Origin of the sequence: Brevibacterium sp. CFH 10365, from assembly GCF_009299785.1 — a bacterium.
Taxonomy (GTDB): Bacteria; Actinomycetota; Actinomycetes; order Actinomycetales; family Brevibacteriaceae; genus Brevibacterium; species Brevibacterium limosum.
On the sequence record NZ_VIGO01000001.1, the window covers coordinates 705,527 to 728,370 of the forward strand.

Annotated in this window: 19 protein-coding genes; 8 read left to right on the plus strand and 11 right to left on the minus strand. The window is 61.3% G+C overall.

What is annotated here, in order from left to right; all coding sequences use genetic code 11:
• Window position 1: 1 nt before the first annotated feature.
• The 7 genes from FHG09_RS19925 to dnaA form a co-directional block, all read right to left on the minus strand.
• Window positions 2-859, minus strand: coding sequence for a DUF3566 domain-containing protein (locus FHG09_RS19925; RefSeq protein WP_227492506.1), 858 nt, complete (start codon window positions 857-859; stop codon window positions 2-4).
• Window positions 856-3,411, minus strand: a complete 2,556-nt coding sequence (gene gyrA, locus FHG09_RS02990) for a DNA gyrase subunit A (protein ID WP_152346185.1) — start codon at window positions 3,409-3,411, stop codon at window positions 856-858. Before gyrA ends, FHG09_RS19925 begins: the two co-directional genes overlap by 4 nt.
• 136 nt (window positions 3,412-3,547) lie before the next feature.
• Window positions 3,548-5,545 (minus strand): DNA topoisomerase (ATP-hydrolyzing) subunit B, encoded by a 1,998-nt coding sequence (gene gyrB, locus FHG09_RS02995; RefSeq protein WP_152346186.1) that lies wholly within the window; start codon window positions 5,543-5,545, stop codon window positions 3,548-3,550.
• Between the two features lie 218 nt (window positions 5,546-5,763).
• Complete coding sequence (locus tag FHG09_RS03000; protein WP_152346187.1) at window positions 5,764-6,276, minus strand: DUF721 domain-containing protein; 513 nt, start codon at window positions 6,274-6,276, stop codon at window positions 5,764-5,766.
• On the minus strand, window positions 6,273-7,409 hold the full coding sequence (gene recF, locus FHG09_RS03005) for a DNA replication/repair protein RecF (RefSeq protein WP_152346188.1): 1,137 nt from the start codon (window positions 7,407-7,409) through the stop codon (window positions 6,273-6,275). The genes FHG09_RS03000 and recF overlap by 4 nt, the downstream gene beginning before the upstream one ends.
• Window positions 7,410-8,549 carry a DNA polymerase III subunit beta gene (gene dnaN / locus FHG09_RS03010; RefSeq protein WP_193627263.1) on the minus strand — a complete coding sequence of 380 codons (1,140 nt, stop codon included), beginning with the start codon at window positions 8,547-8,549 and terminating at the stop codon, window positions 7,410-7,412.
• A 546-nt stretch (window positions 8,550-9,095) separates the two neighbouring features.
• Window positions 9,096-10,793, minus strand: a complete 1,698-nt coding sequence (gene dnaA / locus FHG09_RS03015) for a chromosomal replication initiator protein DnaA (RefSeq protein ID WP_152346189.1) — start codon at window positions 10,791-10,793, stop codon at window positions 9,096-9,098.
• Between the two features lie 416 nt (window positions 10,794-11,209).
• Between dnaA and rpmH the strand changes: the two genes are divergently transcribed.
• The 7 genes from rpmH (at window position 11,210) to FHG09_RS03050 (ending at window position 15,332) form a co-directional block, all read left to right on the plus strand.
• Window positions 11,210-11,347: a 50S ribosomal protein L34 gene (gene rpmH, locus FHG09_RS03020; RefSeq protein ID WP_039211706.1), complete on the plus strand. Its 138-nt coding sequence runs from the start codon at window positions 11,210-11,212 to the stop codon at window positions 11,345-11,347.
• A 2-nt stretch (window positions 11,348-11,349) separates the two neighbouring features.
• Complete coding sequence (gene rnpA, locus FHG09_RS03025) at window positions 11,350-11,715, plus strand: ribonuclease P protein component (RefSeq protein WP_152346190.1); 366 nt, start codon at window positions 11,350-11,352, stop codon at window positions 11,713-11,715.
• A gap of 82 nt (window positions 11,716-11,797) precedes the next feature.
• Window positions 11,798-12,055, plus strand: coding sequence for a membrane protein insertion efficiency factor YidD (gene yidD, locus FHG09_RS03030; protein WP_035320820.1), 258 nt, complete (start codon window positions 11,798-11,800; stop codon window positions 12,053-12,055).
• A gap of 132 nt (window positions 12,056-12,187) precedes the next feature.
• Window positions 12,188-13,141, plus strand: a complete 954-nt coding sequence (gene yidC / locus FHG09_RS03035; RefSeq protein WP_152346192.1) for a membrane protein insertase YidC — start codon at window positions 12,188-12,190, stop codon at window positions 13,139-13,141.
• An 8-nt stretch (window positions 13,142-13,149) separates the two neighbouring features.
• Window positions 13,150-13,695, plus strand: a complete 546-nt coding sequence (locus FHG09_RS03040) for a protein jag (protein ID WP_152346193.1) — start codon at window positions 13,150-13,152, stop codon at window positions 13,693-13,695.
• Window positions 13,688-14,368 (plus strand): 16S rRNA (guanine(527)-N(7))-methyltransferase RsmG, encoded by a 681-nt coding sequence (rsmG, locus tag FHG09_RS03045; protein WP_152346194.1) that lies wholly within the window; start codon window positions 13,688-13,690, stop codon window positions 14,366-14,368. Before FHG09_RS03040 ends, rsmG begins: the two co-directional genes overlap by 8 nt.
• A 67-nt stretch (window positions 14,369-14,435) precedes the next feature.
• On the plus strand, window positions 14,436-15,332 hold the full coding sequence (locus FHG09_RS03050; protein WP_152346195.1) for a ParA family protein: 897 nt from the start codon (window positions 14,436-14,438) through the stop codon (window positions 15,330-15,332).
• Here the strand turns inward: FHG09_RS03050 and FHG09_RS19930 are convergent.
• Complete coding sequence (locus FHG09_RS19930; RefSeq protein ID WP_227492507.1) at window positions 15,264-16,037, minus strand: hypothetical protein; 774 nt, start codon at window positions 16,035-16,037, stop codon at window positions 15,264-15,266. The genes FHG09_RS03050 and FHG09_RS19930 overlap by 69 nt on opposite strands.
• 136 nt (window positions 16,038-16,173) lie before the next feature.
• Between FHG09_RS19930 and FHG09_RS19935 the strand changes: the two genes are divergently transcribed.
• Window positions 16,174-17,268: a ParB/RepB/Spo0J family partition protein gene (locus FHG09_RS19935; RefSeq protein WP_227492508.1), complete on the plus strand. Its 1,095-nt coding sequence runs from the start codon at window positions 16,174-16,176 to the stop codon at window positions 17,266-17,268.
• Window positions 17,269-20,072: 2,804 nt separating this feature from the next.
• On the opposite strand, the gene FHG09_RS03060 is transcribed toward FHG09_RS19935, so the two are convergent.
• From FHG09_RS03060 to trxB, 3 genes are all read right to left on the minus strand, one after another.
• Complete coding sequence (locus FHG09_RS03060) at window positions 20,073-21,161, minus strand: N-acetylmuramoyl-L-alanine amidase (protein ID WP_227492509.1); 1,089 nt, start codon at window positions 21,159-21,161, stop codon at window positions 20,073-20,075.
• A 152-nt stretch (window positions 21,162-21,313) separates the two neighbouring features.
• Complete coding sequence (gene trxA, locus FHG09_RS03065; protein ID WP_039211718.1) at window positions 21,314-21,631, minus strand: thioredoxin; 318 nt, start codon at window positions 21,629-21,631, stop codon at window positions 21,314-21,316.
• A 123-nt stretch (window positions 21,632-21,754) separates the two neighbouring features.
• Window positions 21,755-22,741 (minus strand): thioredoxin-disulfide reductase, encoded by a 987-nt coding sequence (gene trxB / locus FHG09_RS03070; protein WP_152346196.1) that lies wholly within the window; start codon window positions 22,739-22,741, stop codon window positions 21,755-21,757.
• Window positions 22,742-22,844: the final 103 nt, after the last annotated feature.

The window sequence follows — 22,844 nt, forward strand, 5'->3', positions numbered from 1 at the left end:
GTCAGTCGTCGGTGAGGGTGAGGCTGAATCCGCCGGCGATGAGGGAGCCGATGTTGTAGATGAAGGCCGCCAAGGTCGACAGCGCCGTCATCAGCACGATGTTGATGACCGCGATGATGAAGCCGGCTGCGACGACCCGGCCGAATCCGAAGATCCCGATGATCCGCTCGGCCGACTCCGCGCCGGCGAGCTCACTCATCGTCGATTCGAGGCCGCTCATCACACCGGTCGCCTGCAGCACGACCCACAGCACGATGAAGGCGACGATGGTCGCGATGCCGATAGCCACTGACATGAGGAACGACATCTTCATGACCGACCACGGGTCGACCGCAGAGACGGTGAGGCGGACGGTGCGAGGGCCCTTCTTCTTCTTGCCCTTCCCACTGTCGACCATGTTCTTCACGCCCATCTTCACGCCGCCGGAGCTGGCGCGGACGGTGTTCGCGGCATTTCCCATCACCGAGGTGGCGCTGCGGCCGCCGCCCGATCCTTGGGAGCCCGATCCCTGCGAACCGGAAGCCGGTGCACCTGTTCCCTGTGAGCCGGTCTGTCCACCTGATCCCTGCGAACCGGTGTGTGCCGATGGCGTCGAACCGGCCGAGGGAGCCCGGTTGGGCTTCGGAGAGGCCTTCGGTGCGGGAGGGGCGACGACAGTGGCGTTCTGGCTGTTCGGTCCAGAGGAACCGCGACCGGAGCCGGATCCCTGCTTGGTGCCCGAACCGGACCCGGAGTTCGAGCCCGAACCGGCGGCGTCAGCCGGCTTCTCGTCCGACTTCGACGATCCGGCCGTCAGACGGGTCGAGCCGCTCGACGTGCGTATGATCTTGCCTGAGCCTGGCTGTTTGCTATCGCTCACTCTTCCACATCCTCGTTGCCGGCCTGAGGCTCTGCGACCTCACCTTCCGGGACTTCGGCATCGTCTTCGTCTTCGACCTCGGCTTCGGGCCCACGGGTCACTGCGATAATACGATCTTTCTTGTCCGGTTTCGCGAACACCACACCCATGGTGTTGCGTCCCTTCGCCGGAACTTCATCGATGCTCGATCGAACGATCTTACCGCGCTCCATGACCACGAGGACCTCCTCACCGTCTTCGACGATGAGTCCGCCTACCAAGTCTCCGCGCTGTTCGGTGATCTTCGCAACCCGGATTCCCAGGCCGCCGCGGCCCTGGAGACGGTACTCGTCGACGGGGGTGCGCTTGGCGTATCCGGCCTCGGTGACGACGAAGACATAGGTGTCGGGCTGAACGACGTCCATCGTCAGCAGCTCGTCGTCGTCCTTGAACTTCATACCGGTCACGCCCCCGGTGACCCGGCCCAGGGGACGGATCGACTCGTCGTCGGCGGCGAAGCGGATCGACATGCCCTTGCGCGAGATCAGCAGCAGATGGTCATCGGCGCCGACGATGCGGGCCGAGACCAGTTCATCGGGCTGACCCTTGTATTCGCGCAGGTTGATGGCGATGACGCCGCCGGTGCGGTTCGAGTCGTACTCGCTCAGACGGGTCTTCTTCACCACACCGGAACGGGTGGCGAGGATGAGGAAGTCGGCTACCTCGTAATCACGGATCGACAGCACCTGTGCGATCGACTCGCCCGGCTGGAGGGCGAGCAGGTTCGCCACATGCTGGCCCTTGGCATCGCGTGAGCCCTCGGGCAGCTCATAGGCCTTCGCCCGGTACACGCGTCCGGTGTTCGTGAAGAACAGCAGCCAGTTGTGGGTGGAGGTGACGAAGAACTGTTCGACGACGTCGTCGCCGCGCAGCGCGGCACCCTTGATGCCCTTGCCGCCTCGGTGCTGGGCACGGTAGAGGTGCGTCTGGGTCCGCTTCGCGTAGCCGCCGCGAGTGATCGTGACGACGACCTCTTCCTCGGGGATGAGGTCCTCCATGGAGACGTCTCCGTCGAAGCCGGCGAGGATCTTCGTGCGGCGGTCATCACCGTAGCGTTCGACGATCTCGTCGAGTTCCTCGGACACGATCTCACGTTGGCGAGACGGGGTTTCGAGGATGTGCTTGTATTCGGCGATCTGCGCCTCGATCTTCTCGGCCTCTTCCTGGATCTTCAGACGTTCCAGGGCGGCCAGACGACGCAGCTGGAGATCGAGGATCGCATTCGCCTGGATCTCGTCGACCTCGAGCAGCTCCATCAGACCGGTCCGTGCCTCGTCCGAGGACGGGGAGCGGCGGATCAGGGCGATGACCTCGTCGAGGGCGTCGAGGGCCTTGAGGTAGCCGCGCAGGATATGGGCGCGCTCCTCGGCCTTGCGCAGACGGAACTGCGTGCGGCGGACGATGACTTCGATCTGGTGCTTGACCCACAGGCGCAGGAACGAGTCGATGCTCAGCGTGCGCGGCACGCTGTCGACGAGGGCCAGCATGTTCGCGGAGAAGTTCTCCTGCAGCGAGGTGTGCTTGTACAGGTTGTTGAGCACGACCTTGGCCACGGCATCGCGCTTGAGCACGATGACCAGGCGCTGACCGGTGCGTCCCGAGGACTCGTCGCGCAGATCCGCGATGCCGGCGACCTTGCCGTCCTTGACGTAGGAGGCGATCTTCGCGGCCAGAGTGTCCGGGTTGACCATGTACGGCAGCTGGGTGACGACGAGGCAGGTCCGCCCCTGGATCTCTTCGACCTCGACGACGGCACGCTGGGTGATCGATCCGCGGCCGGTGCGGTAGGTGTCCTCGATGCCCTTGCGGCCGAGGACCGTCGCGCCCATCGGGAAGTCCGGTCCCTTGATGAGGCCGAGAAGGGCTTCGAGTGCCTCTTCCTTGCTCGCCTCCGGGTGGGACAGCAGCCACTGCGCGCCCGAGGCGACTTCGCGGAGGTTGTGCGGAGGTATGTTCGTGGCCATGCCCACAGCAATTCCTGCTGAGCCGTTGACCAGGAGGTTCGGGAACCTGGAGGGCAGAACCATGGGTTCCTGGTTGCGCCCGTCATAGTTGTCCTGGAAGTCGACGGTGCCTTCTTCGATGTCCCGGACCATCTCCATGGCCAGGGGCGCCATCTTGCACTCGGTATAACGGGGGGCGGCCGCACCGTCGTCGCCCGGGGACCCGAAGTTGCCCTGACCGGACACGAGAGGGTAGCGCATCGTCCACGGCTGCACGAGGCGGACCATGGCGTCGTAGATCGCCGTGTCGCCGTGCGGGTGGTACTGGCCCATGACGTCGCCGACGACGCGGGAGCACTTGGAGAAGTTCCGGTCGGGACGGTAGCCGCCGTCGAACATCGCGTAGAGGACGCGACGGTGGACGGGCTTGAGACCGTCGCGGACGTCCGGCAGGGCACGTCCGACGATCACGCTCATCGCGTAGTCGAGGTAGGACCTCTGCATTTCGAGGTTGAGATCAACCTGTTCGATCCGGTTGATGTCTGTTCCGATATCGTTCTCGTCGGCCAATGTGGGCTCTTCCCTTGTGTTCGAACCGTGTCCGGTTGGATCTCAACCGTGTGCGGCGGCGATTGGTGAGTTCAAAGATTGGGGCGTGACTGCGAACCCACCCTCACCGAAGCGGCTGCCCGGTGAGGGTGGATGCTCAGATGTCGAGGAAGCGGACGTCCTTCGCGTTCTCCTGGATGAAGCGACGACGCGAATCCACGTCATCGCCCATGAGGACGGTGAAGATCTCGTCGGCGACGATCGCATCGTCGAGGGACACCTGCTTGAGCAGTCGGTGGTCGGGATCCATCGTCGTCTCCCACAGCTCCTCGTAGTTCATCTCGCCCAGACCCTTGTAGCGCTGGATCGCGAGGTCCTTGGGCAGTCGCTTGCCTGCGGCCCGCCCGGTTTCGAGCAGTCCGTCGCGTTCCTTGTCCGTGTACGCGAACTGGTGTGGAGCGTTCGACCATTTGAGGCGGTAGAGCGGCGGGGTGGCGAGGTAGACGTAGCCGTGCTCGATGAGCGGCTTCATGTAGCGGAAGATCAGCGTCAGCAGCAGGGTCGTGATGTGCTGACCGTCGACGTCGGCATCGGCCATGAGGACGATCTTGTGGTAGCGCAGCTTCTCGAGATCGAATTCCTCACCGATGCCGGTGCCGAAGGCGGTGATCATCGCCTGGACTTCGTTGTTGCCCAGTGCCCGGTCGAGTCGTGCCTTCTCGACGTTGAGGATCTTTCCGCGCAGCGGCAGGATCGCCTGAGTGTTCGGGTTGCGGCCCTGAGTCGCCGAGCCGCCGGCCGAATCGCCCTCGACGATGAAGACCTCAGAGATCGTCGGGTCCTTCGACTGGCAGTCCTTGAGCTTGCCGGGCATGCCTGAGGACTCGAGCAGCCCCTTGCGCCGGGTGGCTTCGCGGGCCTTGCGGGCGGCCATCCGCGCTTGGGAGGCCTGCAGGGCCTTGCGCACGACGTCCTTCGCCTGTGCCGGGTTCGACTCGAACCAGTGTCCGAGTTCGTCACGGACCACGCGCTGGACGAAGCCCTTGACCTCGGAGTTGCCGAGTTTCGTCTTCGTCTGACCTTCGAACTGCGGATCGCCGAGCTTGACGGAGATGACGGCGGTCAGACCTTCGCGGATGTCGTCGCCGGTGAGGTTGGGATCCTTGTCGCGCAGCAGCTTCTGTTCCTTCGCATACGCGTTGACCAGCGAGGTCAGCGCGGTGCGGAAGCCCTCTTCGTGAGTGCCGCCCTCGTGGGTGTTGATGACGTTGGCGTAGGTGTGCACGGACTCGTTGTACGACGTCGTCCACTGCATCGCGATCTCGAGCGACAGAGTCTGTTCGCCCTCTTCGGCTTCGAAGACGATGACATCGGGGTGGACGAGATCGGCCTTCTTCGTCGAGTTGAGGTACTCGACGTAGTCGAGCAGACCATGCTCGTATTCGTAGGTGGCGGTGCGCGGCTTCCACTCACTCGCCTCGTCCTCATCGATCTGGACCTCATCGTCATCGACCTCGTTGTGGCGCTCATCGGTGAGGCTGATCTTCAGGCCCTTGTTGAGGAAGGCCATCTGCTGGAAGCGCGCACGCAGGTATTCGTAGGAGAAGTCCGTGGTCTCGAAGATCGATCCGTCCGGCCAGAAGGTCACGGTCGTGCCGGTCTCCTCGGTCGCCTCACCGCGCTGCAGTTCGCCTGTGGGCACACCGCGGACGAAGTCCATCGTCCACACATGGCCGTCACGCTTGACCTCGACTTCGAGGCGTTCGGACAGCGCGTTGACCACGGTCGAACCCACACCGTGGAGACCGCCGGCCACGGCATATCCGCCGCCGCCGAACTTACCGCCGGCGTGGAGGATCGTGAGGATCACCTCAACGGTCGGCTTGTTCTCCGTCGGGTGCATGGCCACGGGCATTCCACGTCCGTCGTCGGAGACGCGGACGCCGCCGTCGGCGAGGATGGTGACCTCGATATGATCGCAATAGCCGGCCATCGCCTCATCGACGGAGTTGTCGACGATCTCCTGGACGAGGTGGTGGAGACCGCGTTCCGAGGTCGAACCGATGTACATGCCGGGTCGTTTCCGGACTGCCTCGAGACCCTCGAGTACAGTGATGTCGCCGGCATCATAATGAGGCTGATCCTCGGTCGTCATATGACTCCTTGTTCGGATGGTCGCTATCAGCTCCCCATTCTACCGCGCCCGACGCTGAAATGCCCGTAAGCGGCCTGTGAAGGCGTATTTCCCGAATTTTCGTGCCGCAGATGTACCCCCGGACAGGTGAGGGAGCGGCTATGGCCGTTTGAGGCCTTCTGTGTTCTTTCTGAAAATCCAGGGCGACTTCCCCGAATTTCGCCGAGGCGGCCCGGACCTCAGCCGAATGTGTCCCGGGGTCCACGGCCGGCCACAGATCGTCGGCCCCGCTTGAAGCTGCGCCCCTGCGGCCCCTTGATCTCGATCTCGGTGATCGTCGCCGAGCCGAGTCCTTCCTCGAGCTTGCGCAGGATCGTCGGTTTGAGCACTCGCAGCTGGGTCGCCCAGGTCGTCGAGTCCGCGGCGATGACGAGCAGCGGAGGAGAGAAGTCGACGGGCGTCGCATGCTGGGCCACCTGGGGCCCGACGAGATCCGGCCACCGGCCGAGGACCTTGCCGATGTCGAGTGAGGACGACCAGCCGCGGTCGGAGATGAGCGAACCGAGGACTGATGACACCGTCTTCGGGTCGCGGCAGTCTCTGCCCGATCCGGAGTAGACGACTTCTCCGCGCAGGCGGGAGCGTCGACGGCTGCGGACGAACTTCGCTTCGGTGACCTCCATGCGCCGCACTCGGTCGAGGGCTTCGAGGGAGGCGACGGGAGTAGAGAAGTCGCGGGCGATGCCGCTCATGATGCGCTGCTCTGCACGAGTCGGGACTCATCGATCCGAGTGCCTTCCAGACCATCGGGCAGATCGGAGTCGACAGCGGCGGTGATGAAGACCTGTTCGGCCGAGGCCACTCGTGAGGCCAGCCGCTGTCGCCGACCGGAGTCGAGTTCGGCGAAGACGTCGTCGAGGACGAGGATCGGCTGTTCGGCGGCGCTTCCGGCATCCGCGGAGAGCAGGTCCCAGCCGGCCAGCTGCATGGCCAGTGCCAGTGACCAGGTCTCTCCGTGTGAGGCGTAGCCCTTGGCCGGATGGTCTCCGACCATCAGAGAGAGGTCATCGCGTCCGGGTCCGTGCAGGGTCAGTCCACGCTCGATCTCCGTCGTGCGGCGGCGATCGAGGGCTGCGAGCAGCAGCTCCCTGCATTCGGCAGCGGATTCGGCCTGCGAGTAGTCGATGCGCGAGTCGTAGGCGATATGGGCGCCCTGCCGCTCGAGCCGTGCGTCGGCGGCGATATAGGCGAAGTTCGTCTGCAGCGGCTCGACGATGTCTGCGAGGATGCGCTGCCGACCGAAGACGAGCTCGGCTGCGGAGTCCGCGTAGGCCATGTTCCAGATGTCGAGAGTCGACTCGAGACCGGGATCGCGGTCGTCGCGGAGGCGTTTGAGCAGAGCGTTGCGTTGTTTGAGTGCACGCTCGAAGTCCGTGATGATCGAGGCGAAGCGGGGATTGCGCGCTACTACGAGGGTGTCGATCCAGGACCGGCGTTCGGCCGGTTCACCGCGCACCAGGCTGAGGTCCTCGGGAGCGAAGACGACGCAGGAGACGAGGCCGAGGATGTCCTTGAGCTTGACCGCGTTGCGATTCACCCGAGCGCGGTTGGCACCCTTGGCCTGGATGGTCACCTCGACGGTGGCGTGCCGCTGATCCCGGTTGACCAGAGCGGACACGGTCGCGGCCGGCCTGCCGTCGCGGACCAACGGGGCGTCGAAGGCGACCCGATGGGAGCGCTGATGAGCGAGGTACCCGATCGCCTCGACGATATTGGTCTTCCCGGTCCCGTTGTCGGCCACGAATGTGGTGACTCCGGGTGAGAACTCGAGGTCGAGTTCCGGATACGACCGATAGTCACGCAGGGAGAGTCGGGATATCCACATTCAGATGCGCGTGGGCATGAGCAGGTAGCGGTACGACTCGTCGGCGGAAGCGTCGAGTTCCTTCTGACCGGAGATGATGACCGGTTTCATCGGCTGAGTGAAGGAGAAGTTCACGTACGGGCTCTCGACCGCGGCGAGGCCCTCGGCGATGTAGTGCGGGTTGAAGCCGACGGTGATCTCTTCGCCCTGCAGGGTCGCTTCGACGGCTTCGGACGCCTGAGCGTCGTCGCCGGTTCCGGCGTGGAGTGTGAGCATGCCGTCGGTGACCTCGAAGCGCAGCGGGGTGTTGCGCTCGGCCACGAGCGAGACACGGCGCACGGCTTCACGCAGCACAGCGGTTTCGACGATGGCATGGATCGGCACCGAGTCCGGGAACAGCGACCGCACCTTCGGGTATTCGCCTTCGATGAGCAGCGACGTGGTGACTCGGCCGGCCGAGGTGAAGGAGATCAGGTCCTTGCCGGCATCGGTGCTCAGACCGATGGTGACATCGCCGCCGAGTGACTTCGAGACATCGGAGAGCGTGCGTCCGCGCAACAGGGCCACAGCAGAGACGTCGGGGCGTCCCGGGTTCCAGGTGAATTCGCGAACGGCCAGACGATAGCGGTCGGTGGCGAGCATTGTGACCTTCTCGCCTTCGATCTCGACCCGGACGCTGGTGAGGATCGGCAGGGTGTCGTCCTTCGAGGTCGCGATCGTGACCTGGGAGACGGCGTTCTGGAACTCACCAGCCGAAACGGTGCCGGAGTCGTCGGGGATCTGCGGCAATGCGGGGTATTCGCTCACGGGCATCGTCATCAGCGAGAAGCGTGAGGATCCGCAGGTGACGTCGACCTTCGCATCGATCTGTTCGAGGGTGACCTCTTGGTTCGGCAGCGCCTTGGAGATGTCGGCGAGCAGGCGACCGGAGACGAGGACGGTTCCGGCGGAGGCGACATCGGCGACGATCTCGACGCGTGAGGAGACTTCGTAGTCGAACACGGCCAGGCGCACTGTGCCACCGGTTTCGGCGGTGATGAGGATGCCGGTGAGGACCGGAGCGGAAGGACGGCTGGGCAGAGTCTTGGTCGCCCAGGCAACAGCGTCAGCGAGCACGTCGCGATTGACTTTGAACTTCAAGGGGGATGCTTCCGCGTTCACTTTACTCCTTCGGGGTGGCCACCCGACCTGCACTGGGCATCTGGCACAAGATTCCGGGTTGCGAGTCACAGGCTCGATACTGCTCGGAAAACTTTACACAGCCTATCCGATTTGTGCCCACCTCAGGAGTGCCGGGCGAAAAGGGTGATCAGAGTGCGGATCTCGCATTCGAGAATCATCCGAGACCCTATGTTCGAATAGTTTCGCTCGCTGGATCCGTGTCGAGCTCGCGGTCGCGAGCTCGATGTCGACCCACCGCAGCAGTCGGTGGCGGTCGCCCTCTTGAGAGTTGAATTCACTTGGTAGAAGTATCAGCACCTGTGGAGATTGTGGATAAGTGCTGCCTACCCCAGAGTAATCAAGGGTCTCAGTCGATCATGAGCTTGTGGATGCCATGTGCACCGCGACGGAAGCGTCGGTGGGCGCCTGGGTAAACACAAGCATGTAGTTCACATCTTTCCACTCGTGCAGCGGTTCTGTCCACCGCTCTGTCCCCAGCTGTGAGCAATTTTCCCCAGGGTTATCCACAGATGTGTATGGCGTCTTCTATAGGCGGTGCTGTTGTTTAATGCGGTTTGTGAGTTCGGTGACCTGTGTGTAGACGGCCCGTCGTTCGGCCATCTGAGTTCGAATCTTCTTGTTCGCGTGCATCACAGTGGTGTGATCGCGTCCACCGAATGCTTGGCCGATCTTCGGCAGGGAGAGATCGGTGAGCTCACGGCACAGGTACATGGCGATCTGTCTGGCCGTGGTCAGCGTCCGTGATCGGGAGGTTCCGCACAGGTCGTCGAGGGTGAGGCTGAAGTAGGCGGCCGTCTGGCCCATGATGTCTGCGGCCGAGACAGCGGGGGTGTCGTCGGGGGTGATGAAGTCCTTGAGGACGGTCTCGGCCAAGGAGACGTCGATCTGCTGATCGTTGAGGTTGGCGAAAGCGGTGACGCGGATGAGGGCGCCTTCGAGCTCCCGGATGTTCGAGGACACACGGGAGGCGATGTATTCGAGGACATCGTCGGGGACATCGAGCTGTTCGGCTGCGGCCTTGCGACGCAGAATCGCGAACCGGGTCTCCATATCCGGCGGCTGGACGTCGGTGAGCAGACCCCATTCGAACCTGGAGCGCAGCCGCTCCTCGAAGCCCTTGAGCATCTTCGGCGGCTGATCGGAGGTGATGACGACCTGTTTGGCCTCGTTGTGCAGGGCGTTGAAGGTATGGAAGAACTCCTCGACGGTCGCATCCTTGCCCTGCAGGAACTGGATGTCGTCGATCATGAGGATGTCGACTTCACGGTAGCGGCGCTGAAAGGCCGGACGCAGCGCGTTCGAGGTCTTCGACGAGCCGATCGTATTGATGAAGTCGTTGACGAACTCTTCGCTGGAGACGTACTTCACGCGGATCTCGGGGAACAGCTGCGTCGCGTAGTAGCCGATCGCATGGAGCAGATGGGTCTTGCCCAGTCCCGAGTCCCCATAGATGAACAGAGGGTTATAGGCCTTGGCCGGGGCCTCGGCGACGGCGAAGGCCGCGGCGTGGGCGAATCGGTTCGAGGCACCGATGACGAAGGTGTCGAAGGTGTACTTCGGGTTGAGCTGAGCGACACCGGGTGCATCGACAGGAGGGCCCATCGGGGCGGCGGTCGCCTCGGCGATCTTCATCTCACGGTCAGTCATCCCCGATTCGGCCGGAGACTGAGGCTGCTGCGGGGCCGACATCGGCATCGCGGGTGCCTGGGGGGCCGACGTCTGGGCATTCGGCATCTGCGCACTCTGAGGCTGCGCGGCCGGCTGCTGACTCTGCTGCGGTTGGGCGAACCCGGGCGCTGAATGCTCGGCGGGGCTCGGACGCACGGGTTCGGTCGCCTCGGCGGGGGCGGTTTCAGGCGATCCCGTCGCCGAGGTGGACGTGACCGGATCGATGGGAACCTGCGGTCCCGGGGTCGGCTCTCCGATGAGATCTTCGAAGCGGATCGGCACGTCGAGTTCGGGATCGACGACGAAGCCGAAGGTCACCTCGAAACCGAGGACCTTGGAGAATTCTCTGGTCAGCGGTCCGAGCAGTCGGGTCTCAATTGTGCGGCGCGTGTGTTCGTCGCGTACGGCGAGAAGGACGAGGGCATTGTCGACGAGGGCCTTGGGCACGGCGAGGGAGAGGAATCCCCTCTGGTGGGCCGTGAGTTCAGGGTCCTGATCCAGGGTAGAGACCACCGTGCGCCAGCGGCTGATGAGCTCATTCTTGGAATTCGACACCGTCACATTTCCTCAGCTTTCAAAAAGATTCGTTCTGGCGTGATCCACACCTGTGCATGACTTCCACATAGTTTTCCACAGAATGTGGACTCTTGCCGACTCTGCCCAGTGAATCTCCACACTGGTGGATAAGCTTGTGGAAAACTACATGGGTGTGACTTGTGGACGAACTCTGGTGACGGGGACGCGAACGGGGATGAATTCCGGACGAGCGTGACGTGAAACATGCGGATCCCGTTTGACCGCTCGGATGCCGCCTCGCTAAGATGGAGTGTCCTGTGTACCGGGCTTCATCCGATTATCCTGATTATCTTTTGGCTCTTATGCACAGGAGTGCTCGGCGGTCGAGACTCGCACCGCCGTTTTTTGTGAGAACGCACCGGCGTTCACCCGCAACCTAGAAATCGGAGACTGAAGTGAGCAAGCGTACATTCCAGCCCAATAACCGTAAGCGCGCCAAGAAGCACGGCTTCCGTCTGCGTATGCGCACCCGCGCGGGCCGCTCGATCCTGGCTGCACGTCGTCGCAAGGGACGTTCCGACATTTCGGCCTGAGCATGCTTGACGCGGCACATCGGATCCGCAGCGGCGAAGACTTCAGACGAATCTTCAGGGCCGGGGTCCGGGTGCGCTCAGAGCATCTCATGGCGCACAGCCTGAGAGACACCGATGATACCCACGCTGCGCGCGTGGGTTTCATCGTATCCAAGGCCGTCGGAAACGCAGTGGTGCGCAACCGCACCAAACGTCGCCTGCGGGAGATCATGCGGGCCCGCCTCGGTGACCTGAGAGCGGGAGACCTGTTCGTCATCCGAGCGCTGCCGCATGCCGGGCAGGCCGACTTCGCTGTTCTGTCAGCCGAGGTCGATGAACTGCTGGCCAAGGCAGAGAAGAAGCTGGAACGTCGTGGACGCCGAGCATGATCTGAGACATGTCTCCGAGGTGCCCCGCCGGCCCGTCGGATTCTGGCCCACACTGGGCTGGATCGTCCTGGTCGGTCCGAGGATGCCGTTCGTCTGGTTCATCCGGGCCTACCGAATCGTGATCTCACCTCTCTACGGCCAAGTCTGCCGCTACTACCCCAGCTGCTCCATGTACGGTCTCGAGGCTTTCGAGATACACGGAGTTCTCAAGGGCGTGGTGTTAACTGGGTGGCGCGTACTGCGTTGCAATCCGTGGTCGCACGGCGGTGTCGACCATGTGCCGGGCTCAGCGCGGGAGGCCAGGTCCAAGACTATCCACCGCGGTCAGGCACACAGCTGAACAGAACGAACTCGCAGCCCGCTTGCGGGCGCGAACAAGGGGACTGCCTCGGGGCACACGTCGTGTCGCGCAGACCTGTGAACAATGGCAAAATGAACTTCGCGCAAGAATCGGTGTAACGAGGAGAACTGAATGGACTGGATGGACAAGCTGCTCTACCCGCTGCAGTGGGTAGTTGCTTGGATCCTCGCGATCTTCCACGAGATCTTCACCGCGATCGGCCTGCCTGCCGACAGCGGTTGGACGTGGGTGCTCTCGATCGCCGGACTGACCGTGGTCATCCGCGCTCTCCTCATCCCTCTCTTCGTCTACCAGATCAAGTCGCAGCGCAAGATGCAGCTGCTGCAGCCGGAGATCCAGCGCCTGCAGGCGAAGTACAAGGGCAAGAAGGACCAGTACTCGCGCCAGGCAATGGCCGAAGAGCAGATGTCGCTGTTCCGCGACAACAAAACCAGCCCCTGGGCCTCGTGTCTGCCGCTGCTCGTGCAGATGCCGATCTTCTTCTCGCTCTTCCGCGTCATCCACAACATGCCGAAGGTCGCCGATGGCTCTGTCGGCGCGATCGGCGGTTTCACGCAGCAGCTGGCGATTCAGGCCGAGAACTCTTCGATCTTCGGCATCAGCCTTTCTGCGGTCTTCACCGACCCGGGCTTCGCAGTCAAGCTGCTCACCGGCGTCCTCATCGTCGTCATGGCCGCCACCATGTTCATCACGCAGAAGCAGATGATGGCGAAGAACATGTCGGAGTCGGCCATGGCCAACCCGATGATGCAGTCGCAGAAGATGCTGCTCTACGTGATGCCGCTCGTCTTCGGCATCGGCGGCATCTACTTCCCGCTCGGTGTCCTCATCTACTGGCTCGTCTCGAACACCTGGACGATGGCCCAGCAGCACATGGTCATCCGCAATATGCCCGCTCCCGGCTCGAAGGCCGAGAAGGAGATGCTTGAGCGCAAGGCTCGCAAGGGCAAGACCGTGAAGCAGGATGAGCTAAAGGGATCGACCGTCACCGAGGAGGCCCCGAAGAAGAGCGGCCAGCGGCAGCAGCCTGTGAGCAAGAACCGTAAGAAGAACAAGAAGCGCTGAGGACAGACATGACCGAAGAGAAGATCGACGAGACCTCCGAACAGACTTCGGAGGAGACCTCGACGAAGCCGAGCCGTGCCGAACTCCTCGAAGAAGAGGGCGAGATCGCCGCAGACTACCTCGAAGAGCTGCTGGATCTGGCCGATATCGACGGCGACATCGACATCGACGTCGCCGATGGCCGTGCCCAGCTGTCCATCGTCTGCGAAGACGACGAGGACTCGAACCTGGCCACTCTGGTCGGCCGTGAGGGACGCACCCTCGGGGCGCTGCAGGAACTCAGCCGTCTGGCTGTGCAGACGCAGACCGGTCAGCGTTCCTGGCTGATGCTCGATATCGACGGCTTCCGCAGCAGCCGTCGCGAAGAGCTCATCAGAACGGCCAAGCGTGCCATCGACGAAGTCAAGGACGGCGGCGACGAGTTCGCCTTCAAGCCGATGAACAGCTTCGAGCGCAAGATCATCCACGACCAGGCGGCCCGCGCCGGTCTGGTGTCGGAGTCCGACGGTGAGGGCGACGGTCGTCATGTCGTCATCCGGCTCGCCGATGACTGACCAGCCCGATAACGACGCCGAGCTCTCGAACGAGTCGACGACGGCGGAGATCGAAACGCCTCCGACCGGCACCGAAGAGTACTTCGGTGCGGCGTATCCTGCCGCGCAGCGGTACGCCGAGCATCTGGCCACGACCGGAATCGAGTGGGGCCTGATCGGTCCACGCGAAGTCGATCGTCTTTGGACCCGGCATATCCTCAACTGCGCCGTCGTCGCCGAGCACATCGATGAGAACGATGTCGTCGGGGATGTCGGCAGCGGGGCCGGCCTGCCCGGCATTCCGATCGCACTGATGCGCCCCGAGGCGAAGGTCGTCCTCATCGAGCCGATGGAGCGCCGCGTCGAATGGCTGGGCATGGTGGTCGATGATCTGGGACTGAGCAATGTGAGAATCGTCCGGGCACGCGTCGAGGAACTCGTCGACGAGGAGATGTTCACGGTCGTCACTGCACGGGCGGTCAAAGCGATGACGACTCTCATCGAATGGACCCGCGAGGTCATGAGCCCCGGAGGCCGGATGCTCGCGCTCAAGGGAGCCTCGGTCGAAGGTGAGCTGGTCAAGGCGAAGAAGCTGATCAAGCGATACCGACTGTCACAGCCGAAGGTCCATGTCGTCGATGGCGGCGGCCTCCTCGAAGTCCCGAGTCGTGTCGTCGAGATCGTCAAGAAATAGTACGAAGTAGAGTGGGTCTAGGCTGGACCAGAGCCTTGTGAAACCGATGGATGATGGAGTGCGCCCTATGCCGATCATGGATGAGTCGTCTCCCATTGGTGCCGCGATTGCACGGGACAACCGGCGTGCGGATCGACTGTCGCAGACAACCTTTCCACGGCCGGACTCGACCCGTATCTTCACGATCGCGAACCAGAAGGGTGGCGTCGGAAAGACCACGACGGCGGTGAACATCGCAGCCGCCCTGGCCAACCAGGGGCTCAACGTCCTGCTCGTTGACATCGATCCGCAGGGCAATGCGAGCACCGCCCTGGGCATCGACCACTATTCCGAGGTCACGAGCATCTACGACGTCCTCATCGACGATGTGCCGATGCGGGAGGCAGTGGCTCAGTGTCCTGACTTCGAAACGCTGAAGTGTGTGCCGGCCACCATCGATCTGGCCGGTGCGGAGATCGAGCTCGTATCCCTCGTTGCGCGGGAACAGCGACTCCAGCGTGCCTTGGGCATCTATCTCAGAGAAGAGGAGGCAGCCGGAGACCGCGTCGACTACATCATCATCGACTGCCCGCCCAGCCTGGGCCTGCTGACCGTCAACGCCTTCGTGGCCGCTCGCGAAGTCCTCATCCCGATCCAGTGCGAATACTATGCCCTCGAGGGGCTCAGTCAGCTGCTGAAGAACATTCAGCTCATTCAGAAGCATCTCAATCCCGAACTGGCGATTTCGACCATTCTGCTGACGATGTATGACGGACGCACGAATCTCAGCGCTCAGGTCGCCGAGGATGTGCGCACTCATTTCCCGGAACAGGTGCTGGGCACGGCGATTCCCCGATCGGTGAGGATCTCCGAAGCCCCGAGCTACGGGCAGACCGTGATCTCATATGACCCACACTCAAGCGGCGCCCTGTCGTATCGGGAAGCAGCTGAAGAAATTGCGAATCGAGGAGTAAGTCGTGGTTGAACGAAAGAAGAGAGGCCTGGGCCGCGGGCTCGGAGCATTGATCCCCGACGCGAACTCCAATGATCGTCCGGTTGATGTCTTCTTCTCCGGTGGCAACACGGAAGAGGGCAAGAGTGAGGGCGAGGCGAAGACCTCGCGTACCGCCCGTACCGACCCGGCTGCATCGATGCAGTCATCTCGGCGTCGGAAGCCGAAGGCGGCAGGTACGACGAAATCGACGACTACGGCATCCGAGAAGGCTGCAGAGGCGAACACCGCCGGTTCGAAGACTGCTGCGAAGACGACCCCATCGAAGTCGGCAACGTCGAAGGCAGGAACTTCCAACGCAAAGCAGTCCAAGGCGGCCGAGTCGAACTCGACATCCTCGAAGTCGGCAGCTTCCAAGTCCTCGGCTGCCCAGACATCTGCGTCAGACTCCTCGCGGCCGAAGACGACCGCGTCCAAGACCACGACCATCAAGCCGACGACATCCAAGACGGCGGCGTCCAAGACGACGACGTCGTCGAAGTCGTCGACGGCGAAGTCGGGTGCATCGAAGAATAAGGCCGGCTCTTCCACCGCCTCGTCCACTGCTGAGCAGACAGAGAAGGCCTCTGCAGCGACGAAGACCCGTACCCGGAAGACACCCCCGGCTCCAGCTTCAGACTCCGCGGTAGGCGGATCCGATGACAAGACGACTGCTTCTGCTTCATCTGCAGAATCCAAGGCCGGTCAAGCCGCCGCCGATGAGTCGGCTGACGTCACCGCAGATCAAGATGCAGACACGCAGGCGGCGGAGTCAGCATCGACCGCTTCGGCGACGAGATCGGCGGACGAAGAAGTTCATGAAACTCATCCGGGTGTGTACACCTCCTCCGATCGTCACGAGGACCACGACAAGGCGGAAGAACTCCGGGCCAAGGAAGAGAATGACACTACTGATGTAGTCTCGTTGACCTCGGTGGCCGAGGAAGACGAGGTCCAGACGGCGGCAACCTCGTCTGCTGCAAGTCAGACCTCCGCCGTTGCCGATTCCGCGGAAGAAGACCGGTCGTCCTCCGCAACTGACGACGCAAGCGACGATCACAAGTCGCAGGCCTCCGGCGATGGTGACCTCGAGGACTACGACGGCGTCGAGTCGATCCCAGACACAGAATTCGGGGAGATCGACGTCGACCTCATCGACGCGAACCCCAGGCAGCCTCGTACCGTCTTCGATGAAGACCTGCTCGCCGAGTTGGTCCACAGCATCCGTGAGATCGGTGTCCTTCAGCCCGTCGTGGTCAGGCAGAAGCCGAGCGACCGCTCCCGCTTCGAACTCATTATGGGTGAGCGGCGTCTCCGTGCCACGAAGGATGCCGGGCTATCCACGATTCCGGCGATCATTCGGTATGTCGAAGATACTGATCTTCTGCGGGATGCACTGTTGGAGAATCTCCACCGTGCGGAGCTCAATCCCCTTGAAGAGGCAGCGGCATATGGGCAGCTGCTCGAGGACTTCGGGTGCACGCAGGAAGAGCTGTCAGAGCGTATCGGCCGTTCTCGTCCCCAGATCTCCAACACCTTGCGGCTGCTTCGCCTTCCCCCTCTGGTGCAGCGCCGAGTTGCTGCCGGCGTCATCTCCGCCGGCCACGCTCGGGCCATTCTGGGATTGCGCGATCCTGAGCACATGGAAGTGCTTGCGCAGCGAATCGTTGCAGAAGGACTGTCTGTACGCGCTTCCGAAGAGGCCGTCGTCCTGCTCAACCGTGGGGATTCGATCAACGTTTCACGTGCAACAACGAAGGTGGCCCCGGAGTTCCTGGCTGTGGCGGAGCGATTGGGCGACCGGCTCGATACCAAAGTGAATATCTCCGTCGGTAAGAAGAAAGGTAAGCTCAGCGTGGAGTTCGCCAACCACGAGGATCTTGACCGTATCCTCAGCTTGCTGGGGATCTCGAATGAGGATGCACTCTGAGCAGATCGCAATAGAATACGAAGGGCCCCGCGATTTTCATCGCGGGGCCCAGCTGCATTCAGGGCGACTGGAAGCAGCCGTGTTCAGGACAAGGACTGTAGATAGGTCCGTAGGTATGTCAGCAGCCCGGATTTCACCGGTAGAGGCTCCTTTGGTTTCGGCTGTTCAGTCGGCGTTTCACGTGAAACGCGTTCGTAGGCTTCGGACAGTGCTCTTGGAAGAAGGCAGTGACTGCTTCCGCGAATGGGTCTACGACAACGCCTCCGCGTGATCGGCGGCTACAGATTGCTGATCAGCCCTTTGCCTTCTTGGAGTCTATTGATTACTTCAATCACCTTCTCGGCGATAGCTATAGATAGGTGGCCATTAAGTACCCATTCTTCGTGGAGCTGAAACCGACTGCTGGGGAGCTGACAAGCTACTATTGTGATTGCGTTTCACGTGAAACTAACGTGCTTCTTCGGTCGACAGGTACTATGTCGTTGCCGGTGCTCGTCTCTGCCTATTTGTCGTGCTCGTTTTCGGGTGGTGTTTCACGTGAAACCTCACGGCGAATTTAGATGGTGTTTAGGTCTCTGATCTTGCATCTGACGGTTGAATCACGGATACGCACCTGGCCCCGAATAGAGTTTATACAAAGCACTGGTGGCGGATTGGCACTTCGGATCAACGTAAACGCTTACAAACCCAGGCATCCCATTTCAGGGAGATGCTGGAAGTCAGAGAGTTCAGAATGGGCAGTATCCCGAGTGTTGCGGATACGATAGCGCTACGGGATGCTCGTTGGCCTCCTCGCACTGGGGTTAGGGCTGGCACCGAGATGATTGCATCAACCGGAATGACCGGTACACCGACGCTTGCGGACGCCTTAGCGCTGCAGACCATCGTATACCAGCTAAGTTCATTACAGGCCCCGTTTCACGTGAAACAATAGGGAATTGGCCGCGAGATTCTAGCTCTCAACTTTGAGCTCTGAACTCTGCGACGGTGGCAGGATCGACCCGACCGGCATTGGGCGATTCTCATTGGGCGTTATAGGCGAACAGATAGTTACTGCGTTCGGTCGATGGACTGGGGGTGTGTCTGAGCTACTCCGTACAACTTCCAGAACTGGCAGATGCTGATTGAGGTCCACGCCCTTCAGAAATACCCAGGATATTGGTTGTTTCACGTGAAACGCGTCCATTTGTACGTTGTCCAAGAGACAAAGCGCTGGGCGGCCCCGCGGAAGCTGGTATATTCGGCTTAACGCCCGCTATCCTCGGCCCATCCTGTTCGATGATCTATGAGGTTCTTTCGGATGACCCCAGTTGTGCCTAGATAGGCTCCTGTCACGGCACTCGGCCGACCACGGGGTCTGCTCAATTGTGGGTCGGTCGTTTGGTCCGGATCGGTCGGGTCGCCGTCAACGGTGATGTCTGCGGGCGGCTGACACTCTGCTGGTCTTCGGCTGTGCTGTACAGAACTCGCAGCCGCACCAATCCCCGTATCGAGATCTATTGGGACATCTCTATCTGAGGGGAACTATCGACGTCGGTTATGTAAGCGGGATCTAATGCTCGAACCTGGGTACGCTCGCCTAGCGTGACCATCCGGAGCTGCAGTTACGGACATGTGAACTGGCGTTTCACGTGAAACGACGGTGTCATCGCTTTGGAAAGCGGTTGTTTGCCTTTGGATCCTTGGCCGCCGGCGACGGTCGAACACCGTGTGAAGAGTACTCAGAAGACCGTTTCTAGCGTGTAACCTGTTTCCATTTGACGCCGGGTCTGTTCCACGTGAAACGTAACGCGAACGTTGGGTCAGAATTCGTCGCTTCTTTGCACCGGTCAGAGCAGCTTCTGGTTCCCAGACTGTGTAGTACCGATCTGCTGTGGTGGGAGCTCGTGGCTCACTATGAGGCTTATGCATTCGCGATGTGGGCTTATGCATTCGCGAGCGTTCCTCGACTTAAGGTAGCGAATCGGCGTCTGTTATGGCGTCTTACTAGGCATGACGGAGCACCATTAGCCGGGGTCCCTGTGGCGGGATTGTAGAATTCTAGTCTGAAGCCGTCCTCTAGCTTCACGTGAAACGCCATTCTGCGGTCGCAGACGACTTCAGGATGGCCGTATTCGAGAGAGCACCATTTCTCGCCGTTACGCACGGTTTGAGAAGCGCCATTTCAGCGGGAGGACAATGCTCGGTCATTCCGGGGGTTCTTAGAGTTCGTCAATTGGGCCGTTAATTGCCTAGAGCTCGGTAGGCCGGGACAAAACGGTATCAGGATTATGTTTCACGTGAAACGGCGATGTTTACCGCCGCGGGGTTTGAGTATCCTACCGATCTAGAGGCTCGAAACCCCAGGCACTCGAGGTTTCACGTGAAACATTGTGCCTGCGGGCAAGCTCCTGCACGTGCATTCAGACCGACAAGTAGAAGCTATCGTTTGGGGATGCTGGATCGAAATATGTTGCTTTCAAGAAGTCAACTCCTTAAAAGCTGAGCCTCGTTGGAAGATGACAGTGGGCGAAGAACGTTTCACATGAAACATCAGGACTCGTTACATGCTATCGGTCGCGATGCATCTACCATCTTCTAGTCGGCTTGGATATGCGCGCCTCTGCTTCACCCGCTCTACGACGAGGGAAAGGCATGACCACCGAGCACAATAGCCGTAGCTGTGGGTTCGGCGAGCGTCCTTCAGGCTGGCCCAGTCGATATTTAGAGGGAATCGGGTCGTAGCCAAAGCGAATCAAGATAACAATGCCGTGCTCCACTGACGGAGCACGGCATTGAGGCGCTATTTCAGACTAGTGGGGAAATCAGCTCAGAGCTTTGATGGCATCGAGACTGAGCGTGCCGGTCTGCGGATCTTTGTCTTCCAGGATGTAGACGCGTTGCAATGCGGCCGCGATGCCATCAGCGATTGAATCACGCACATGGGGATCTTGCAGGCTTTCCAGATCCTCTGGATTCGTCAGGTATCCGCTGACGACATGGACCTTGGGAGTCTTGAGACGTTTGAGTGACGACCACGTGCGAGCGTGTGTGCGACAGTCCAGCATCCCGGTGCGAGCGACGACTTCACCTTGAATGAGCTCCGCGAGCTTCTGTCCTGTCGGTGAGTTGAGATCTGACTGACGTTCGTGCCCGAAGAAGAAGGTTGCAATGCCGTTGGCGTCCTTGGATTTGCTGACGTCAGCGGTCACCGTTATGACAGCGGATGCCCCTAGCGAATCCGCCCGATTGACCTCAACCGCATCGCCTTCCAAGAGCAGCGCTCCGGCCCCGATGGCTTCCAACCGTCCTACAAGGCGGCTTGAAATATCGAGAGTGATCTGACGTTCGAGAGCTGACTGCTCATCAGTCATCGGCAGCGTCTGGAAATCTACAACTGTAGTTGCTGCCTCGATGACAAACGTCCGGCCGACCAACGAGGTTCCCGATGCTGCCACTCGTGCTCGCTCTTGGAGCGCAAAGAGATTGCCGGTGTCCTGATTGCGGTCGATCGCATCGAGCCCGCGCAGAGTCTGGGGTCCTGTCACTCCATCGACCTTCGTACCCAGACTCATCTGCAGTTCTTTGACAGCTGCCTCGGTGCGAGCAGCATACTCGGAATCGATGCGTCCCGGATAGAAGCCGAGACCGGCGAGCTTGGTCTGGAGGTTGACCACATCGTCGCCTGTAAGGACCCTGACGGGGTCGAATCGGAGTACCCGGTCGCCCAGCTGATATCGGGCCTGTTCGAGTTCTGAGAACGTCTCGGGGCCGAGCACACCGTCGCACAGGATTCCACGGTCTTGCTGGAACTGCCTGACACCCAGCTCGAAGGCGCGATCGAAATCCGCGGTCTCGGTATCGCCGACATTGAGTCCCAGCCGCGCCATCTGAGCCTTGATATTGGGCAGCATCTCAGAAATGTCGCCACGCGAATAGCGCGGTAGGTTCGTGTTCGTCAATGCGGTGCCAATCTTCGGTGATGCGGTTCGAGGGTCAGTGTCCAGTGGCGCTCAGATATGCCTAAGGCGCCCGTTGATAGTACAACAGGCGCCTTAGAACTCGATCAGATGAAGTCGGAGAGCTCATCCTCGAGAGCAGGCTTCGGACGCGCGCCGATGATGGTCTTGGCGACCTCGCCGTCCTTGAAGACGTAGAGTGCGGGAATCGAGGTGATTCCATAGGTGCTCGCGGTCTCGAGGTTCTCGTCGGTGTTGACCTTGACCACGTTGAGCTTGTCTCCGTGCTCTTCTGCGATCTGGTCAACGATCGGGCTGACCATACGGCAGGGGCCGCACCAAGGAGCCCAGAAATCGACGAGCACGGGCTTGTCGGACTTCAAGACGTTCTCTTCGAATGTTGCGTCAGTGACTTCTGTCGACATGAGTAACCTTCCTTCACAACGAATGTCTCTAGCAGAACAGTGGAGCTGGGTCTTTCATTCCCTTACCGACCCGCGCCTCCCGTCCAATGCGGGAGAACGGAGCCGGACACAGCAGAGTGGTGATCAGGAAGCGACGGTTGCTTCCGCCACGGCTGCTTCCACCAGGGCGGGCTTGGAAGCAGCGTCGAGATCACCGAGGTAGTGTTCGGCGTCGAGTGCCGCCGAACATCCCGAACCGGCGGCAGTGATCGCCTGTCGGTATACGGAGTCGATGACATCGCCGGCAGCGAAAACGCCTTCGACAGACGTCTTCGAGGTGCGACCATCGACGCTGAGATATCCATCGGCGCGCATCTCGAGCTGATCGGCGAAGAGGCTTGTTCGTGGATCAGAACCGATGGCCACGAACATTCCGGTCACGGGCAACTCTGAGGTCTCCCCGGTGACGGTGCTGCGGATGGTCAGGCCGGTGAGCGAGTCCTCACCATGGACTTCGGCGACTTCGGAGTCGAGGAGGAACTCGAGCTTCTCATCGGCGTTCGCACGATCCTGCAGGGCCTGCGAAGCACGCAGCTCCTGCCGACGGTGAACCAGGGTGACTTTGGACGCGAAACGGGTCAGGAAGGTCGCTTCCTCGAGAGCGGAGTCGCCTCCGCCGATGACAGCGATGTGCTGATCGCGGAAGAAGAATCCGTCACAGGTGGCACACCAGCTGACTCCGTGACCGGAGAGCTTCTTCTCATTGGGCAGTCCCAGCTCGCGGTAGGCCGAACCGGTTGCGAGGATCACAGCCTTGGCCGTGTAGCGCGCGCCCAGAGCGGTCTCGATCTCGTGGGCGCCGGGATTGAGCTTGAGAGTCTCGACATCGTCGTAGATGACCTCGGCACCGAACTTCTCAGCCTGTTCACGCATGCTCTCCATGAGCTCGGGTCCCTGAACGCCGGCGGGGAATCCGGGGAAGTTCTCGACATCGGTGGTGTTCATGAGCTCACCTCCGGCGGTCACCGAACCTGCGATGACGACCGGTGAGAGGTTCGCACGGGCCGCATAGACGGCTGCGGTGTAGCCGGCTGGACCCGATCCGATGATCACCAGTTGAGTATCAGTCATGTGAAAAGTTCCCTGCTTCTATCTGCTCTGCTCCTCGCGCCACGGACTGCCGCGCGAAATGACGTTCGTATCTATAACGGTACGGTGCCGAGGACTATTCCGC

Bases quoted from the DNA above. Each gene is read 5' to 3' on its own strand.
- gyrB (WP_152346186.1), bottom strand. From the start codon at position 5,545: ATGACGACCGAGGATCAGCCTCATTATGATGCCGGCGACATCACTGTA.
- FHG09_RS03000 (WP_152346187.1), bottom strand. From the start codon at position 6,276: ATGAGCGGCATCGCCCGCGACTTCTCTACTCCCGTCGCCTCCCTCGAA.
- recF (WP_152346188.1), bottom strand. From the start codon at position 7,409: ATGTGGATATCCCGACTCTCCCTGCGTGACTATCGGTCGTATCCGGAA.
- rnpA (WP_152346190.1), top strand. From the start codon at position 11,350: ATGCTTGACGCGGCACATCGGATCCGCAGCGGCGAAGACTTCAGACGA.
- yidD (WP_035320820.1), top strand. From the start codon at position 11,798: ATGCCGTTCGTCTGGTTCATCCGGGCCTACCGAATCGTGATCTCACCT.
- yidC (WP_152346192.1), top strand. From the start codon at position 12,188: ATGGACTGGATGGACAAGCTGCTCTACCCGCTGCAGTGGGTAGTTGCT.
- FHG09_RS03040 (WP_152346193.1), top strand. From the start codon at position 13,150: ATGACCGAAGAGAAGATCGACGAGACCTCCGAACAGACTTCGGAGGAG.
- rsmG (WP_152346194.1), top strand. From the start codon at position 13,688: ATGACTGACCAGCCCGATAACGACGCCGAGCTCTCGAACGAGTCGACG.
- FHG09_RS03050 (WP_152346195.1), top strand. From the start codon at position 14,436: ATGCCGATCATGGATGAGTCGTCTCCCATTGGTGCCGCGATTGCACGG.
- FHG09_RS03060 (WP_227492509.1), bottom strand. From the start codon at position 21,161: ATGCTGCCCAATATCAAGGCTCAGATGGCGCGGCTGGGACTCAATGTC.
- trxA (WP_039211718.1), bottom strand. From the start codon at position 21,631: ATGTCGACAGAAGTCACTGACGCAACATTCGAAGAGAACGTCTTGAAG.
- trxB (WP_152346196.1), bottom strand. From the start codon at position 22,741: ATGACTGATACTCAACTGGTGATCATCGGATCGGGTCCAGCCGGCTAC.